Origin of the sequence: Streptomyces beijiangensis (assembly GCF_017315755.1) — a bacterium.
Taxonomy (GTDB): Bacteria; Actinomycetota; Actinomycetes; order Streptomycetales; family Streptomycetaceae; genus Streptomyces; species Streptomyces beijiangensis.
On record NZ_JAFLRJ010000018.1, the window covers coordinates 30,453 to 44,981 of the forward strand.

15 protein-coding genes are annotated in these 14,529 nt (G+C 69.2%); 10 read left to right on the forward strand and 5 right to left on the reverse strand.

The annotated features are described in order from the left end of the window. Positions 1 to 11 precede the first annotated feature (11 nt). Complete coding sequence (gene argH, locus J0695_RS02565; protein ID WP_206959730.1) at positions 12 to 1,442, forward strand: argininosuccinate lyase; 1,431 nt, start codon at positions 12 to 14, stop codon at positions 1,440 to 1,442. A 72-nt stretch (positions 1,443 to 1,514) separates the two neighbouring features. Here argH and J0695_RS02570 read toward each other — a convergent pair whose 3' ends face one another. After that, a complete protein-coding gene (locus tag J0695_RS02570; RefSeq protein ID WP_206959732.1) occupies positions 1,515 to 3,734 on the reverse strand; it encodes an NADP-dependent isocitrate dehydrogenase in 2,220 nt (739 codons plus the stop codon). A gap of 37 nt (positions 3,735 to 3,771) precedes the next feature. Then, a complete protein-coding gene (locus J0695_RS02575; protein WP_206959735.1) occupies positions 3,772 to 4,308 on the reverse strand; it encodes an HAD domain-containing protein in 537 nt (178 codons plus the stop codon). An 85-nt stretch (positions 4,309 to 4,393) separates the two neighbouring features. Between J0695_RS02575 and J0695_RS02580 the strand changes: the two genes are divergently transcribed. Both J0695_RS02580 and J0695_RS02585 read left to right on the forward strand, forming a co-directional pair. Then, the gene (locus J0695_RS02580) at positions 4,394 to 4,945 is read left to right on the forward strand and encodes a TetR/AcrR family transcriptional regulator (RefSeq protein WP_206959738.1); all 552 of its coding nucleotides are present in this window, start codon (positions 4,394 to 4,396) and stop codon (positions 4,943 to 4,945) included. Then, positions 4,942 to 6,471 (forward strand): MFS transporter, encoded by a 1,530-nt coding sequence (locus tag J0695_RS02585; RefSeq protein ID WP_206959739.1) that lies wholly within the window; start codon positions 4,942 to 4,944, stop codon positions 6,469 to 6,471. The genes J0695_RS02580 and J0695_RS02585 overlap by 4 nt, the downstream gene beginning before the upstream one ends. Before the next feature lie 80 nt (positions 6,472 to 6,551). On the opposite strand, the gene J0695_RS02590 is transcribed toward J0695_RS02585, so the two are convergent. Further along, the gene (locus tag J0695_RS02590) at positions 6,552 to 7,223 is read right to left on the reverse strand and encodes a lysophospholipid acyltransferase family protein (RefSeq protein WP_206959741.1); all 672 of its coding nucleotides are present in this window, start codon (positions 7,221 to 7,223) and stop codon (positions 6,552 to 6,554) included. 358 nt (positions 7,224 to 7,581) lie between these two features. On the opposite strand from J0695_RS02590, the gene J0695_RS02595 reads away from it, so the two are divergent. From J0695_RS02595 to J0695_RS02605, 3 genes are all read left to right on the forward strand, one after another. Then, positions 7,582 to 8,739 (forward strand): glycerophosphodiester phosphodiesterase, encoded by a 1,158-nt coding sequence (locus J0695_RS02595; RefSeq protein WP_206959743.1) that lies wholly within the window; start codon positions 7,582 to 7,584, stop codon positions 8,737 to 8,739. 73 nt (positions 8,740 to 8,812) lie between these two features. Beyond that, entirely contained in the window at positions 8,813 to 9,313 is a 501-nt protein-coding gene (locus J0695_RS02600) for a sigma-70 family RNA polymerase sigma factor (protein WP_206959745.1), read from the forward strand. Positions 9,314 to 9,350: 37 nt separating this feature from the next. After that, positions 9,351 to 9,854 (forward strand): GNAT family N-acetyltransferase, encoded by a 504-nt coding sequence (locus J0695_RS02605; RefSeq protein WP_206959747.1) that lies wholly within the window; start codon positions 9,351 to 9,353, stop codon positions 9,852 to 9,854. 98 nt (positions 9,855 to 9,952) lie between these two features. On the opposite strand, the gene J0695_RS02610 is transcribed toward J0695_RS02605, so the two are convergent. After that, the gene (locus J0695_RS02610; RefSeq protein ID WP_206959749.1) at positions 9,953 to 10,363 is read right to left on the reverse strand and encodes a hypothetical protein; all 411 of its coding nucleotides are present in this window, start codon (positions 10,361 to 10,363) and stop codon (positions 9,953 to 9,955) included. 2 nt (positions 10,364 to 10,365) lie between these two features. Beyond that, positions 10,366 to 10,725: a hypothetical protein gene (locus J0695_RS02615; RefSeq protein WP_206959751.1), complete on the reverse strand. Its 360-nt coding sequence runs from the start codon at positions 10,723 to 10,725 to the stop codon at positions 10,366 to 10,368. A 71-nt stretch (positions 10,726 to 10,796) separates the two neighbouring features. On the opposite strand from J0695_RS02615, the gene J0695_RS02620 reads away from it, so the two are divergent. From J0695_RS02620 to J0695_RS02635, 4 genes are all read left to right on the forward strand, one after another. Then, positions 10,797 to 11,444: an HAD family hydrolase gene (locus J0695_RS02620; protein WP_206959753.1), complete on the forward strand. Its 648-nt coding sequence runs from the start codon at positions 10,797 to 10,799 to the stop codon at positions 11,442 to 11,444. Between the two features lie 318 nt (positions 11,445 to 11,762). Next, positions 11,763 to 12,797, forward strand: a complete 1,035-nt coding sequence (locus J0695_RS02625; protein WP_206959756.1) for a methionine ABC transporter ATP-binding protein — start codon at positions 11,763 to 11,765, stop codon at positions 12,795 to 12,797. After that, positions 12,794 to 13,525, forward strand: a complete 732-nt coding sequence (locus tag J0695_RS02630) for a methionine ABC transporter permease (RefSeq protein ID WP_307798373.1) — start codon at positions 12,794 to 12,796, stop codon at positions 13,523 to 13,525. Before J0695_RS02625 ends, J0695_RS02630 begins: the two co-directional genes overlap by 4 nt. Before the next feature lie 85 nt (positions 13,526 to 13,610). After that, positions 13,611 to 14,456 (forward strand): MetQ/NlpA family ABC transporter substrate-binding protein, encoded by an 846-nt coding sequence (locus J0695_RS02635; protein WP_206959758.1) that lies wholly within the window; start codon positions 13,611 to 13,613, stop codon positions 14,454 to 14,456. Positions 14,457 to 14,529: the final 73 nt, after the last annotated feature.

The window sequence follows — 14,529 nt, forward strand, 5'->3', positions numbered from 1 at the left end:
GAGTACGAGCTGTGAGCAGCAACACCGGTGACGTCAGGCTCTGGGGCGCCCGTTTCGCCGACGGACCCTCCGAGGCCCTGGCCGCGCTGTCGGCCTCGGTCCACTTCGACTGGCGGCTCGCGCCGTACGACCTCGCGGGCTCCCGCGCCCACGCCCGCGTGCTCCACAAGGCGAACCTGCTCACCGATGACGAACTGACGCGCATGCTCGCTGGACTCGACCAGCTCGAGGCGGACTTCGAGGCAGGCACGTTCGTCGCCACCGTCGCCGACGAGGACATCCACTCCGCTCTGGAGCGTGGCCTGCTGGAGCGGCTCGGCGCGAACCTCGGCGGCAAGCTGCGCGCCGGACGGTCCCGCAACGACCAGGTCACGACGCTCTTCCGGATGTACCTGCGCGACCACGCCCGGATCATCGGCGGTCTGATCGCCGACCTCCAGGACGCCCTGGTCGGCCTCGCCGACGCCCACAAGGACGTCGCGATGCCGGGCCGCACCCACCTCCAGCACGCCCAGCCGGTGCTCTTCGCCCACCATGTCCTGGCGCACGTCCAGGCCCTGTCCCGGGACGCGGAGCGGCTGCGGCAGTGGGACGAGCGCACGGCCGTGTCGCCGTACGGATCGGGCGCACTGGCCGGCTCCTCGCTCGGCCTCGACCCCGAGTCCGTCGCCGCCGACCTCGGCTTCGAGCACGGCTCGTCGGGCAACTCCATCGACGGGACGGCCTCGCGCGACTACGCCGCCGAGTTCGCGTTCATCACCGCGATGATCGGCATCAACCTCTCCCGGATCGCGGAGGAGGTCATCCTCTGGAACACGAAGGAGTTCTCCTTCGTCACCCTGCACGACGCCTTCTCGACCGGCTCGTCGATCATGCCGCAGAAGAAGAACCCGGACATCGCCGAGCTGGCGCGCGGCAAGTCGGGTCGCCTCATCGGCAACCTCACCGGGCTCATGGCGACGCTGAAGGCGCTCCCGCTCGCGTACAACCGCGACCTCCAGGAGGACAAGGAGCCGCTCTTCGACTCCTGCGAGCAGCTGGAGGTCCTGCTCCCCGCCTTCACCGGCATGATGGCGACGCTCACCGTCCACCGCGAGCGCATGGAGGAGCTGGCCCCGGCCGGCTTCTCGCTCGCCACCGACGTCGCCGAGTGGCTGGTCAAGCAGGGAGTGCCGTTCCGTGTGGCGCACGAGGTCGCGGGCGAGTGCGTCAAGGTCTGCGAGCAGCAGGGGATCGAGCTCGACCAGCTCACCGACGAGCAGTTCGCGAAGATCTCCGAGCATCTGACGCCCGAGGTGCGCACGGTGCTCAACGTGTCCGGCGCGCTCGCTTCACGCAGCAGCCGGGGCGGTACGGCTCCCTCGGCGGTCAGGGTCCAGACCATCGAGCTGAAGGCCAACCTGATCATCCAGCACGCCTGGGCGGCCGCCAAGCAGAAGTAGGCCGCGGGGACAGACACGAGGGCCCGGCCGCGCATGATGCGCGGCCGGGCCCTCACTGCGTGCGGTGGTGCGTCAGGCGAGCGTCGCGATCGCCTGGTTGAACGTGGCCGACGGGCGCATGACGGCGGCGGCCTTCACCGGGTCGGGCTGGTAGTAGCCACCGATCTCGACGGGCGAACCCTGTACCGCGATCAGCTCGGAGACGATCGTCTCCTCCTGCTCGGCCAGCGTCTTGGCCAGCTCCGCGAACGCCCCGGCGAGCTGGGTGTCCTCGGTCTGCTTCGCCAGCTCCTGCGCCCAGTACAGCGACAGGTAGAAGTGGCTGCCGCGGTTGTCGATGCCACCGAGGCGACGGCTCGGCGACTTGTCCTCGTTGAGGAAGGTCGCGGTCGCACGGTCCAGGGTGTCGGCGAGGATCTGGGCGCGCGCGTTGTCCGTGGTCTGCGCCAGGTGCTCGAAGCTCACCGCGAGCGCGAGGAACTCGCCCAGGCTGTCCCAGCGCAGGTAGTTCTCCTTGACCAGCTGCTGGACGTGCTTGGGCGCGGAGCCGCCGGCGCCCGTCTCGAAGAGGCCGCCGCCGTTCATCAGCGGGACGACCGAGAGCATCTTGGCGCTGGTGCCCAGCTCCAGGATCGGGAACAGGTCGGTGAGGTAGTCACGCAGCACGTTGCCGGTGACGGAGATGGTGTCCTCGCCGCGGCGGATGCGCTCCAGCGAGAAGGCCGTCGCCTCGACCGGGGAGAGGATCTTGATGTCCAGGCCCTCGGTGTCGTGCTCGGCGAGGTACGTCTTCACCTTCGCGATCAGCGTCGCGTCGTGCGAGCGGCTCTCGTCCAGCCAGAACACGGCCGGGACGCCGGTCGCGCGGGCGCGGGTGACGGCGAGCTTGACCCAGTCCTGGATCGGGAGGTCCTTGGTCTGGCACATGCGGAAGATGTCGCCCGCGCCGACCGTCTGCTCAAGGACGACGTCGCCCGCGGTGTCGACGACCCGCACCGTACCGGTGGTGGGGATCTCGAAGGTCTTGTCGTGGCTGCCGTACTCCTCGGCCTTCTGCGCCATCAGACCGACGTTCGGTACCGAGCCCATGGTGGAGGGGTCGAAGGCGCCGTGCGCGCGGCAGTCGTCGAGGACGACCTGGTAGACGCCGGAGTAGCTGGAGTCCGGGAGGACGGCGAGCGTGTCGGCCTCGCCGCCGTCCGGGCCCCACATGTGTCCTGAGGTGCGGATCATGGCCGGCATCGAGGCGTCGACGATGACGTCGCTCGGCACGTGCAGGTTGGTGATGCCCTTGTCGGAGTCGACCATCGCGAGCTCGGGGCCCTCGGCGATCTCGGCCTCGAAGGACGCCTTGATCGCGGGGCCCTCGGGCAGCGACTCCAGCCCCTTGAGGATGCCGCCGAGACCGTCGTTGGGGGAGAGGCCGGCCGCGGCCAGCGTCTCGCCGTGCGCGGCGAAGGTCTTCGGGAAGAAGGCGCGCACCACGTGACCGAAGATGATCGGGTCGGAGACCTTCATCATCGTGGCCTTGAGGTGGACGGAGAAGAGCACGCCCTCCTCCTTGGCGCGGCCGATCTGCGCGGTGAGGAACTCGCGCAGCGCGGCGACGCGCAGCACGGAGGCGTCGACGACCTCGCCGGCGAGGACGGGGACGGACTCGCGCAGGACGGTGGTGGTGCCGTCGTCACCGACCAGCTCGATACGCAGCGTGCCGGGCTCGGCGAGCACCGCGGACTTCTCGGTGGAACGGAAGTCGTTCTCGCCCATGGTCGCGACATTGGTCTTGGAGTCGGCGCTCCAGGCGCCCATGCGGTGCGGGTGCGTCTTGGCGTAGTTCTTGACCGAGGCAGGGGCGCGGCGGTCGGAGTTGCCCTCGCGCAGGACCGGGTTGACGGCGCTGCCCTTGATCTTGTCGTACCGCGCGCGAACGTCCTTGTCCTCGTCGGACTTGGGGTCGTCCGGGTAGTCCGGGAGGGCGTAACCCTGTGCCTGGAGCTCGGCGACGGCCGCCTTCAGCTGCGGGATCGAGGCCGAGACGTTCGGAAGCTTGATGATGTTGGCGCCGGGCGTCTTGGCCAGCTCGCCGAGCTCGGCGAGGGCGTCCTCGATGCGCTGGCTCTCCTGGAGGCGCTCGGGGAAGCTGGCGATGATGCGTCCCGCCAGGGAGATGTCACGGCTCTCGACGGTGACCCCGGCCGTCGAGGCGTAGGCCTCGATCACGGGCAGGAACGAGTACGTGGCCAGGGCAGGGGCCTCGTCGGTGTGCGTATAGATGATGGTCGAGTCAGTCACCGGGTGCTCCGCTCCAGGTCTGCAACATTGCTTGACATCAAGATATCTCCTGCCCGGCCCGGTCAGGACAGGGCCCTGCCCACTCGGCCAGCACACCGAAGTCCGCCGGGGTCAGTCCGATGCTCTCGTTGATGCGCAGGAGCAGGGTGTCCGCGGTGTGGTGTCCGGCCACCCAGGCGCGGTCCAGGTCGGTGATGTCGTCGTCGATCCAGGCGAAGCGGCGGCCGGCCGCGTACTCCACGATGTACTGCGTCTTCCAGAAGGTCCCCGCGGGGGCGCGCCCGTGCATCTGGGGCCAGTCGATGAAGGGCAGTTCGGGCAGGCCGAGATGCGGCCCGATCCACTCGTTGGCCTCGTTCTTCCAGGTGGTGGCCCAGACGAGGTCGTAGCGCCCGGCGAGCGCGAGCAGCTGGGCCCCGTGCCCGTGGTTGAGCCAGACGCGCAGCGGCCTGGCGCCCGCCCAGCCGACCGGGCTCATCCGGTGCGTGGTGTAGCCCTCGGGTCTTCGGCTGGGCTTCGCCGCGTACGGATTGAGCGGGCCGTCGACGTCGATCAGCAGCAGGGGCTTCGTCATCCGCACAGGATCGCGGGTGTGTGGCGGATGCCGCGGTGAATTAATGGGTGAGACATCATTGTCTCATTCGGGTTATGGTCGTCTCATGACAGTCGACCGGGACCAGGTGCTGCGCGCCGCAGCCGTCGCCCTCACCCGCAAGGCGACCTCCACCATGGACGAGGTCGCCAAGGCCGCGGGGATCGGGCGCGCCACCCTGCACCGGCACTTCGCCGGGCGGGAGGCCCTGGTCAGGGCCCTGGAGAACCTGGGCATCCAGGAGTTCGAGGCCGCCCTCGACGCGGCCAGGCTCGACGAGGGGCCCGCGGGCGACGCCCTGCGCCGGTTCATAGGCGAAGTGGAACCCGTGGCCGGACTCCTCGCCTTCCTCGTCACCGAGAACCAGCTCTTCGAGGGCGAGGAGATGAACGACGGCTGGGCCAGACTCGACGGCCGCGTCTCCGCCCTCTTCCGGCGGGGCCAGGAGCAGGGCGAGTTCCGGATCGATCTGACCCCCGCCTGGCTGACCGAGGCGCTGTACGGACTGATCGGCAGCGCCGCCTGGGCCGTGCAGGACGGGCGGGTCGCCGCGAAGGACTTCCAGTACATGATCGCCGAGTTGCTGCTCGGCGGCGCACGACGGAGCGTGGAGCAATGACCAGTACAGACCAGCGGGCCACCGACGGCGAGACGGTGAGCGGCCCCGGCCGCTGGCTGGCCCTCGCCGTTCTCGTACTGGCCGTGCTGCTGGTCGCCGTCGACGCGACCGTGCTCGGTCTCGCGACGCCGTTCCTCAGCGAGGACCTCAAGCCGTCAGGCACCCAGCTGCTCTGGATCGGTGACGTCTACTCGTTCGTCATCGCGGGCCTGCTCGTCTCCATGGGCAGCCTCGGCGACCGGATCGGCCGCAAGAAGCTGCTGCTCGTCGGCGCGGTCGCGTTCGGCGCGGTCTCCGTGCTCAACGCGTACGCCTCCAGCCCCGAGATGATGATCGCGGCCCGAGCGCTGCTCGGTGTCGCGGGCGCGACCCTGATGCCCTCGACCCTCGCGCTGATCCGCAACATCTTCCACGACCCCAAGGAGCGCAGCCTCGCCGTCGGCATCTGGGGCGCCGCGGCCTCGGCCGGCGCCGCGGTCGGCCCAGTCGTCGGCGGATTTCTGCTGGAGAACTTCTGGTGGGGCTCGGTCTTCCTGATCAACCTCCCCGTGATGGCGGTCCTGGTCGTCGTCGGGATCAAGCTGCTCCCGGAATCGCGCGACCCGAACCCGGGCCCGTGGGACCTCGCCAGCGTGGTGCTCTCGCTGGTCGGCATGGTCGCCGTCGTGTACGCCGTCAAGGAGGCGGCGGTGGAGGGCTTCCGCTGGGACATCGCCGTGTCCGCGGTGGTGGGCGTCGGCGCCCTGATCTGGTTCGTCAGGCGGCAGCTGACGCTGAAGTCGCCGCTGCTCGACATGCGGCTCTTCCACAACCGGGGGTTCTCCGGCGCCGTACTGGCCGATCTGCTGACCATCCTCGGCCTCTCCGGCCTGGTCTTCTTCCTCTCGCAGTTCCTCCAGCTGGTGCAGATGCGCTCGCCCCTGGAGGCGGGGCTGATCGAACTGCCCGCCGCCGTCGGCGCGGTCGGCGCGGGACTGCTGGCCGGGTACATCGCCCGCAGGGCATCGGTGCGCAGCGCCGTCTCCGGCGGCCTCGCCGCGGTCGGTGTCGCACTCGCCGCCTGTACGGTGATCGGCGCCTCCACCGGCGTCGCCGCGCTGGGCGTCGCGCTCTTCCTCGGCGGCATGGGCGCGGGCCTGGCCTTCACCGTGACCGCCGACGTCATCCTCTCCAGCGTCCCCAAGGAGCAGGCGGGCGCGGCCTCCGCGGTCTCCGAGACGGCGTACGAACTGGGCGCCGCCCTCGGCATCGCCCTGCTCGGCTCCGTGGTGACCGGCATCTACCGGGGCTTCGCCGTCCCGGCGGGGGTCCCCGCCGACACGGCGGCCGCGGCCCACGAATCGCTCGGCGGGGCGGTCGAATCGGCGGCGAAGCTGCCGGCCGACCAGAGCGCGGCACTGCTCTCCTCCGCCCAGGGGGCCTTCACCGACGGCTTCCAGACGGCGGCCGGAGTGGGCGCCCTGGTGCTCTTCGCCACGGCGGTCGCGGCCTGGTTCATGCTGCGGGGCGAGAAGCTGGAGTCGTAGACAACGACAGCGGTGGTACGAAGAGACGAAGGGCCGCACCCCCGCGCGGGGGTGCGGCCCTTCGTCCAATTCCGCTGGCGTCAGGCGGCCTTGGCCTTCGTGGCGTACATGTCGACGTACTCCTGACCGGAGAGCCGCATGACCTCGGTCATCACCGAGTCCGTCACGGCGCGCAGGACATAGCGGTCGCGGTCCATGCCCTCGTACCGCGAGAACTCCATCGGCTCACCGAAGCGGACCGTGACCTTGCCGGGGCGCGGAACACCGGCGCCGCCCGGCTGGATCTTGTCCGTACCGATCATCGCGAACGGCACCACCGGCGCGCCCGTCATCAGCGTGAGGCGCGCGATGCCGGTGCGACCGCGGTAGAGACGGCCGTCGGGGGAGCGGGTGCCCTCCGGGTAGATCGAGAAGATCTTGCCGTCCTCCAGCACCTGGCGACCGGTCATGAGCGCGGCGACACCGCCCCGTCCGCCGTCCCGGTCGACCGGGATCATGCCGACGCCGGTGAAGAACCAGGCCATCAGCCGGCCCTTGAGCCCCTTGCCCGTGACGTACTCGTCCTTGCCGATGAAGTAGACCCGGCGGTCCAGGCAGATCGGCATGATCATCGAGTCGATGAACGTGAGGTGGTTGCCCGCGAGGATCACCGGACCCGTACCCGGAATGTTCTCGGCGCCCTCGACCTGCGGGCGGAACATCAGGCGCATGACCGGTCCGAGCAGTGCCTTGATGAGCGCGAGACGGGACAACGGGTCCTCCGGGGTCGTGGGCCGTGCCGTGGATATGAATGATGTCTGTGCAGGTGAGGACGATACTCGTGCGTCCTGTCCGATCGCACATCGGGTTCACCAAGTGGATACGCAGTGTTGACGTGCGACGCCTCTGAGTTCACTCCAGTGCACTCAAGTGTCATCCGTTTCCGTATGGAATCGAACCAGTGACCAGGGTCATATCCGCCGCTTGTCGAATGCGGCGGGATGCCCAGCGTTTGATTCGACACCTGGGAGCACCGCTGTGTTGTGTCCACGCTCTCCCGTACGTAAGGCGTGGCTGCCTACCATCGGGCACTTCGGTTGACAGGTGCGGGACATCACATGAGGAGCGTTTATGACACAGGGCGCGGACAAGAGCCCCGGCCGGCGGACCGTACTGGGAGCGGCGATGCTCTCGACGTTCGCGGCATCCGCCGTCGCACTGCCCGCCGCGGCGAGAGCCGACGAGCGCAGCGGCGGCCACGGAGCCTCGTACAGGGAACTGCCCGTCCCGACGGTCATCGGACACCGGGGGACGGCCGGTTACCGCCCGGAGCACACCTTCGGCTCGTACCAGCTGGCCCTCGAACTCGGCGCGCACCTCATCGAGCAGGACCTGGTGCCGACCAAGGACGGCCATCTCGTCTGCCGTCACGAGAACGACATCACGGCGACGACGGACGTCTCCGCCCACCCCGAGTTCGCGGCGCGCAAGACCACCAAGACCGTGGACGGCATCGCGATCACGGGCTGGTTCACCGAGGACTTCACGCTCGCCGAGCTCAAGACGCTGCGCGCCAAGGAGCGCATCCCGGGCAACCGGCAGCGCAACACCCTCTACGACGGGCGATGGGACATCCCGACGTTCGAGGAGGTGCTGCGCTGGGCCGAGAAGGAGGGGCGCAAGCGCGGTAAGCCGGTCTGGCTGTACGTGGAGACCAAGCACCCCACCTACTTCCGCGGGATCGGCCTCGGCCTGGAGGAACGGCTGGTCAAGCTGCTCCGTAAGTACGGGCGCGACCACCGCGACTCCCCGCTCATCCTGCAGTCCTTCGAGCCGACCTCCATCCAGCGGCTCTCCCGGCAGGTCTCGACGCCGGGTGTCGTGCTGCTCTCCGGCACGGGCACCCGCCCGTGGGACTTCGTCGCGACGGGCGACCCGCGCACGGTCGACGACCTCGTCACGCCCGCGGGGCTGAAGTGGATCGCCTCCTACGCCCAGGGCATCGGCCCGACCCTCGACCTGATCATCCCCAAGGACGCGTCAGGGAAGCTCACCCAGCCGACCACGCTGGTGCGGGACGCCCATGCGCAGGGGCTGATCCTCCATCCGTACACGATGCGCAACGAGAACACCTTCCTGCCCGCGGAGTACCGGCGGGGCACCGACCCCAATGCCTACGGCGACGCGTTCGGCGCCTTCCAGCGGTACTTCGAGACGGGCATCGACGGGGTCTTCTCCGACAACGCGGACACCGCGCTGCTGGCCGCCGCGGACTTCAACCGTCGTTGACCAGGCCTTCTCGTACGGGTGAGATGCGGCCACCGCGGAAACCACAGCCCGCGGCCGCCGCGTCCCGCCCGGCATGGACCTCGTAGAAGAACTGGCTCCGCTTCTGGCCGCGGAGGCCGCCGCGGAAGCCTCCGCAGCCGGGATCGACCCGGCCGACCTCGAACAGGCAGTCTGGGTACGGCTCCTGGAGCAGGCCCCGGCGGAGCCCAGGCGCTGGGTGCGCTCCGCCGTACGGGCCGAGGCCAGGCGCGCCCGGCGGGTGGCCCGGCGCGAACTCCCGTACGCCGTCGAGCCGTCGTCGGAGGCCGAGGCCGAAGCCCGCCCCGAACACCGCGCGCTCTCCGCCGAGCGGCGGCGCGCGGTGCGCGCGGCCGTGACGAGGACGCCCGGCCGCTGCCCTGAACTGCTGGCCGCGATGCTGTCGCCGGAGGATCCCACCTACCGGGAGATCGCAGGCGAGTTGGGAATGTCACAGGGGAGTCTTGGCCCGGTTCGTTCCCGATGCCTTGGATGCCTGCGCAGAATGCTGGCGGCGGAGGTTGCAGCTCCTGAAGTCCGGGGAAGGGAGCGTTAGACAACCGGCGGATCAGGTGAGCGGGAGGCGTGCACACATGGGCATGAGCGTGACCATCCATGCGGCAACTTCGCAGGACGCCGAGCAGATTCTGAAGCTCCAGTACCTGTGCTACCAGAGCGAGGCCGAACTCTACGGCGACTACTCCATCGAGCCGCTCACTCAGACCCTCGACGGCCTGCGGGCCGAACTGGCCGACGGATACGCCCTGGTGGCGCGCCTCGGCGACGAGGTGGTGGCATCGGTGCGAGGAAAGGCCGACGGCGGCGGTACGGCGCTGATCGGCAAACTGATCGTCCATCCGCGGATGCAGCGCCATGGGCTCGGCGGCCGACTGCTCGATGCGATAGAGGGCCATTTCGCCGCGGAGCCGGCGGCCAAGCGCTTCCAGCTCTTCACCGGCCACCGCAGCGAGCACAACCTGCGGTTGTACCGGAGCCACGGTTACGTCCAGGTCTCCGCGAAGGAGGCCGGTCCCGCCCTGACGATCGTCACCCTGGAAAAGGAGACCGAGACAGGCGCGTACGCAACAAGCGCCTAGCGCATCAAGCCGATCCGGGGCAAATCAAGCCCCTCCGGCGATTGAGGAGCGGGGTCTGGGGCGGAGCCCCAGAAGGAGCCCCGCCGCAGCCCCCGCCCCTACCGCTTGGCCTTGCGCAGCCACAGCATGCCGAGCACCGGCAGGATCACCGGGATGAACAGATAACCCATCCCGTAGTCCGACCAGACCGTCGCGTCCGGGAAGGCGGACGGGTCGGCCAGCGTCCAGGTCCCCACGACGAGTACGAAGACCAGCTCGGCGGCGCAGCAGACCAGCGCCGCCCTGCGGGCCTTCTCACCGCCGCGCACCAGGGAGTACGTGATGAACCCGTACACCACGGCCGCGAGGGCCGACAGCGTGTAGGCCAGCGGCGCCTTGCCGTAGTCCATGATCATCTGGACGATCGAGCGGGACGCGGCGGCGACGGTGAAGACGCCGTAGAACCAGACCAGGACCTGTCCGGGCCCGGTGCCCAGCTGGTACGTCGGCTTCTCCTCAGCTGCGGTCATCGTCAGCCTCCCCAGATGTCGTAGAGCCGTACTTCGAGTACTGCGAGCACCACCGCACCCGCGGCGACCGTCACCGAACCCCAGCGGGTCCGCTCGGACAGGGACAGGACCCCGGCGGCGGGGACGGCGGCGAAGGCACCGATCAGATAGGCGACGAAGACTGCCGTGCCCTGCTCCGGCCGCTCTCCGCGCCCCAGCTGTACGAAGCCGATCACCATCTGTACGAGGGCGAGGACCGAGACCACGGCCATGCCGATGAAGTGCCAGTCCTTGGTGGGCTGGTCCCGGTAGGCGGCGTAACCGCACCAGGCGGCGAGTACGAGCGCGGCGGCTGCGACCGCGAACGTGAGGGCGTCAAGCATGACGACGAGGGTATTACGGGCCGAAAGGCCCGATGCGCGCGGCCCCACGACCGCACGTAGGGTCGAGGACCATGAAGATCTACGCCGACGCCCTGCTGTTCGACAACGACGGAACCCTCGTCTCCTCCATGGAGTCGGTGAAGCGCTGCTGGACGCGGTGGGCGCAGGAGTACGGCATCACGGCTGAGGACTTCGCACGGGTCGAGCTGCACGGCCGCCCCGCAGCCGAAATCGTCGCCGATCTGTTGCCCGCGGCGACCATCCCCGAAGCTCTGGCCCGGATCGAACAGCTGGAGGTCGGGGACGTACGCGGGGGAGTCGAACTTCTCCCCGGCACCGCCGCGCTCCTCGCGTCGCTGCCCCCGGACCGCTGGGCGGTCGTCACCTCGGCGGGCCGCCGTCTCGCCGAGGCGCGCCTGGCCGAAGCGGACATCACCCCCAAGGTGATGATCGCCGCCGACGACATCACCCGCGGCAAGCCCGACCCCGAGCCGTACCTCCTCGGAGCCGCCCGTCTGGGCGTCGATCCGGCGCGCTGCGTGGTCTTCGAGGACGCCCCGGCGGGGCTTCAGTCCGGCCGGGCAGCGGGAATGAAGACCGTGGCCTTGGCCACAACGCACGAGCGCTCGGAGCTGCTCGCCGACGTGGTCCTCGCGGACCTTTCCCAGGTGTCCGTGCAGGTCGTGGCGGGTGGACTGGAGATCACCACGGCCGACTGACGTGAGACAAAGGCGTCCGCTATACGGACAGCCTGCCGTGCTCCGTACTCATGTCTGGTTTACTTGCGAGCATGACCACGACGAGCAGCCGCACCCTTGCGACCGAGGCGATGATGACGCCCGGTGCTCGTTGTATGTGTCGAATGTGCGACTTCTGAGGGTCCCTGCCTGAGTCCCGCGCCCCGAAGCGGGACCAAGAGCCTGCCCCGCGCACGAATTGCCTTCCGGTAGCCACCGCTGTGGCCGTGCTGCGCCTCCAGACGAATGCCCCGTGCCCGGCGGACATCGCGCCGTGCACTCGACAGTGACGGAAATTCTGTGATCACCACCACCGGCCTGACGAAGGTCTATGCCTCGCGCGGCCGTGAGGTCACCGCCCTGGACGGCGTCGATCTGCACGTCCGTGAAGGTGAGGTGTACGGCGTCATCGGCCAGAGCGGCGCCGGCAAGTCCTCCCTGATCCGCTGCATCAATCTCCTCGAGCGCCCCACCACGGGCACGGTGAGCGTCGACGGCGTCGACCTCACCGCCCTCGCGGGACGCGGTCCGCGTGCGGGCAAGGAACTGCGCGCGGCACGCACCCGTATCGGCATGGTCTTCCAGCACTTCAACCTGCTGTCCTCGCGCACCGTGCAGGACAACGTCGAACTGCCGCTGGAGATCCTCGGGGTCACCGGCCGCGACCGCACCCGCAAGGCGCTCGAACTCCTCGACCTGGTCGGCCTCGCCGACAAGGCGAAGTCCTACCCCGCGCAGCTCTCGGGCGGCCAGAAGCAGCGCGTCGGCATCGCCCGCGCGCTCGCCGGCGACCCGAAGGTGCTGCTCTCCGACGAGGCGACGAGCGCGCTCGACCCGGAGACCACCCGCTCCATCCTCCAGCTGCTGCGCGACCTCAATCAGCAGCTCGGCCTGACCGTCCTGCTCATCACGCACGAGATGGACGTCGTCAAGACGGTCTGCGACTCGGCCGCGCTGATGCAGAACGGCCGGATCGTCGAGGCCGGCACGGTCAGCGAGATCCTCGCGACGCCCGGCTCGGAGCTCGCCCGCACGCTCTTCCCGGTCGGCGGCGAGCCGTCAGGCGCCGACCGCACCGTCGTCGACGTCACCTTCCACGGTGACGCCGCCGCCCAGCCGGTGATCTCCCAGCTCGCCCGTACGTACAACATCGACATCTCGATCCTGGGCGCCGCGATGGACACCGTCGCGGGCAAGCAGATCGGCCGCATGCGGATCGAACTGCCCGGCCGCTTCGAGGAGAACGTCGTGCCGATCGGATTCCTGCGCGAGCAGGGGCTCCAGGTCGAAGTGGCGGGCGAAGAGCCCGTCCTGGTGAAGGAAGGTGCCAAGTGACCTGGTCCGAGATGCAGCCCCTGCTGTCCCAGGGATGTTGGGACACCCTCTACATGGTGGGCTGGTCGGCGCTCATAGCCGTCGCCGTCGGTACGCCGCTCGGCGTGCTCCTGGTCCTCACCGACCGCGGCGGACTGCTGCAGAACACCCCGGTCAACAAGGTCGTGGGCTTCGTCGTCAACGTCGCGCGCTCCTTCCCCTTCCTGATCCTGCTCGTGGCGCTGATCCCCTTCACGCGCATGGTCGTCGGCACCAGCCTGGGCGCCGAAGCGATGGTCGTGCCGCTCTCCATCGGCGCGATCCCGTTCTTCGCCCGGCTCGTCGAGACCGCCGTGCGCGAGGTCGACCACGGCCTGGTCGAGGCCGTGCAGTCCATGGGCGGCTCCACCTGGACCGTCGTACGCAAGGCGCTGCTCCCGCAGTCCCTGCCCTCGCTGGTCTCCGGCATCACCACCACGATCATCGCCCTCATCGGATACTCCGCCATGGCGGGCACGGTCGGCGGCGGCGGACTCGGCGCGCTCGCCATCTCCTACGGCTACCAGCGCTTCGAGAGCGACTTCATGATCGTCACGGTCGCGCTCCTCGTCGTCCTCGTGGTCCTGGTCCAGCTGATCGGCGACCTGATCGTGAGCGCACTGGCCCGGCGCGGCACCGGACGGGCCCCGACCCGGCTGCTCGGCCGCCCGCGGCCTCGTACCGCGGAAGCCGAACCGGCCGCCTCCTAGAACGCCACCGAACTTCATCTCCCCTGAGCCCGGACCCTTTGCCGGGCGGATCCAACCCGTCCCATCCGCAAGAAAGGCACTCTTCGTGCGTACTTCTGTCAAGCTCTCCGCCTCCCTGGCCGCCGTCGCAGCCCTCTCCCTGGGCCTGACCGCCTGCGGTTCGGACTCCGGCAAGGCCGGCACGTCCGCGGACGACGCGCTCGTGGTCGGCGCCAGCCCCACCCCGCACGCCGACATCCTCAAGTTCGTCAAGGACAACCTGGCGGCCAAGGCCGGCCTCAAGCTGGAGGTGAAGGAGTACACGGACTACGTGACTCCCAACACCGCCCTCGAGGACGGTGACATCGGCGCCAACTACTTCCAGACCGCCGCGTACCTCAAGGACTTCAACGCCAAGAACGGCACGCACATCGTGGGCGTCGAGAACGTCCACGTCGAGCCGATGGGCCTGTACTCCAAGAAGGACAAGAAGGCCTCGGAGTTCAAGAGCGGCGACACCATCGCCATCCCCAACGACGCCGTCAACGAGGGCCGCGCGCTGCAGCTGCTCGCCGCCAACAACATCATCACGCTCAAGGACGGTGCGGGCTCCACCGCCACCGTCGCCGACGTGAAGGACGCCAAGGGCCTGAAGTTCAAGGAGATCGAGGCGGCCCAGACGCCCCGCTCGCTGGACGACGTCACCGCCGCGGTCATCAACGGCAACTACGCCCTGGAGGCGAAGTTCAAGCCGTCCAAGGACGCGCTGGTCCTGGAGTCGGGCACCGACAACCCGAACGCCAACTTCCTCGCCGTCAAGAAGGGCAACGAGAACGACCCCCGGGTCAAGAAGCTGGAGAAGCTGCTCAACTCCGCCGAGGTGAAGCAGTTCATCGAGAAGACGTACTCCGACGGTTCGGTCATCCCGTCCTTCGGCGCCGTCAAGTCCTGACGCCCGCAAGGCCCTTGCGGATGAAGGCCCCGCACTCCCCGACCCCCACCGGCCGGAGAGTGCGGGGCCTTCA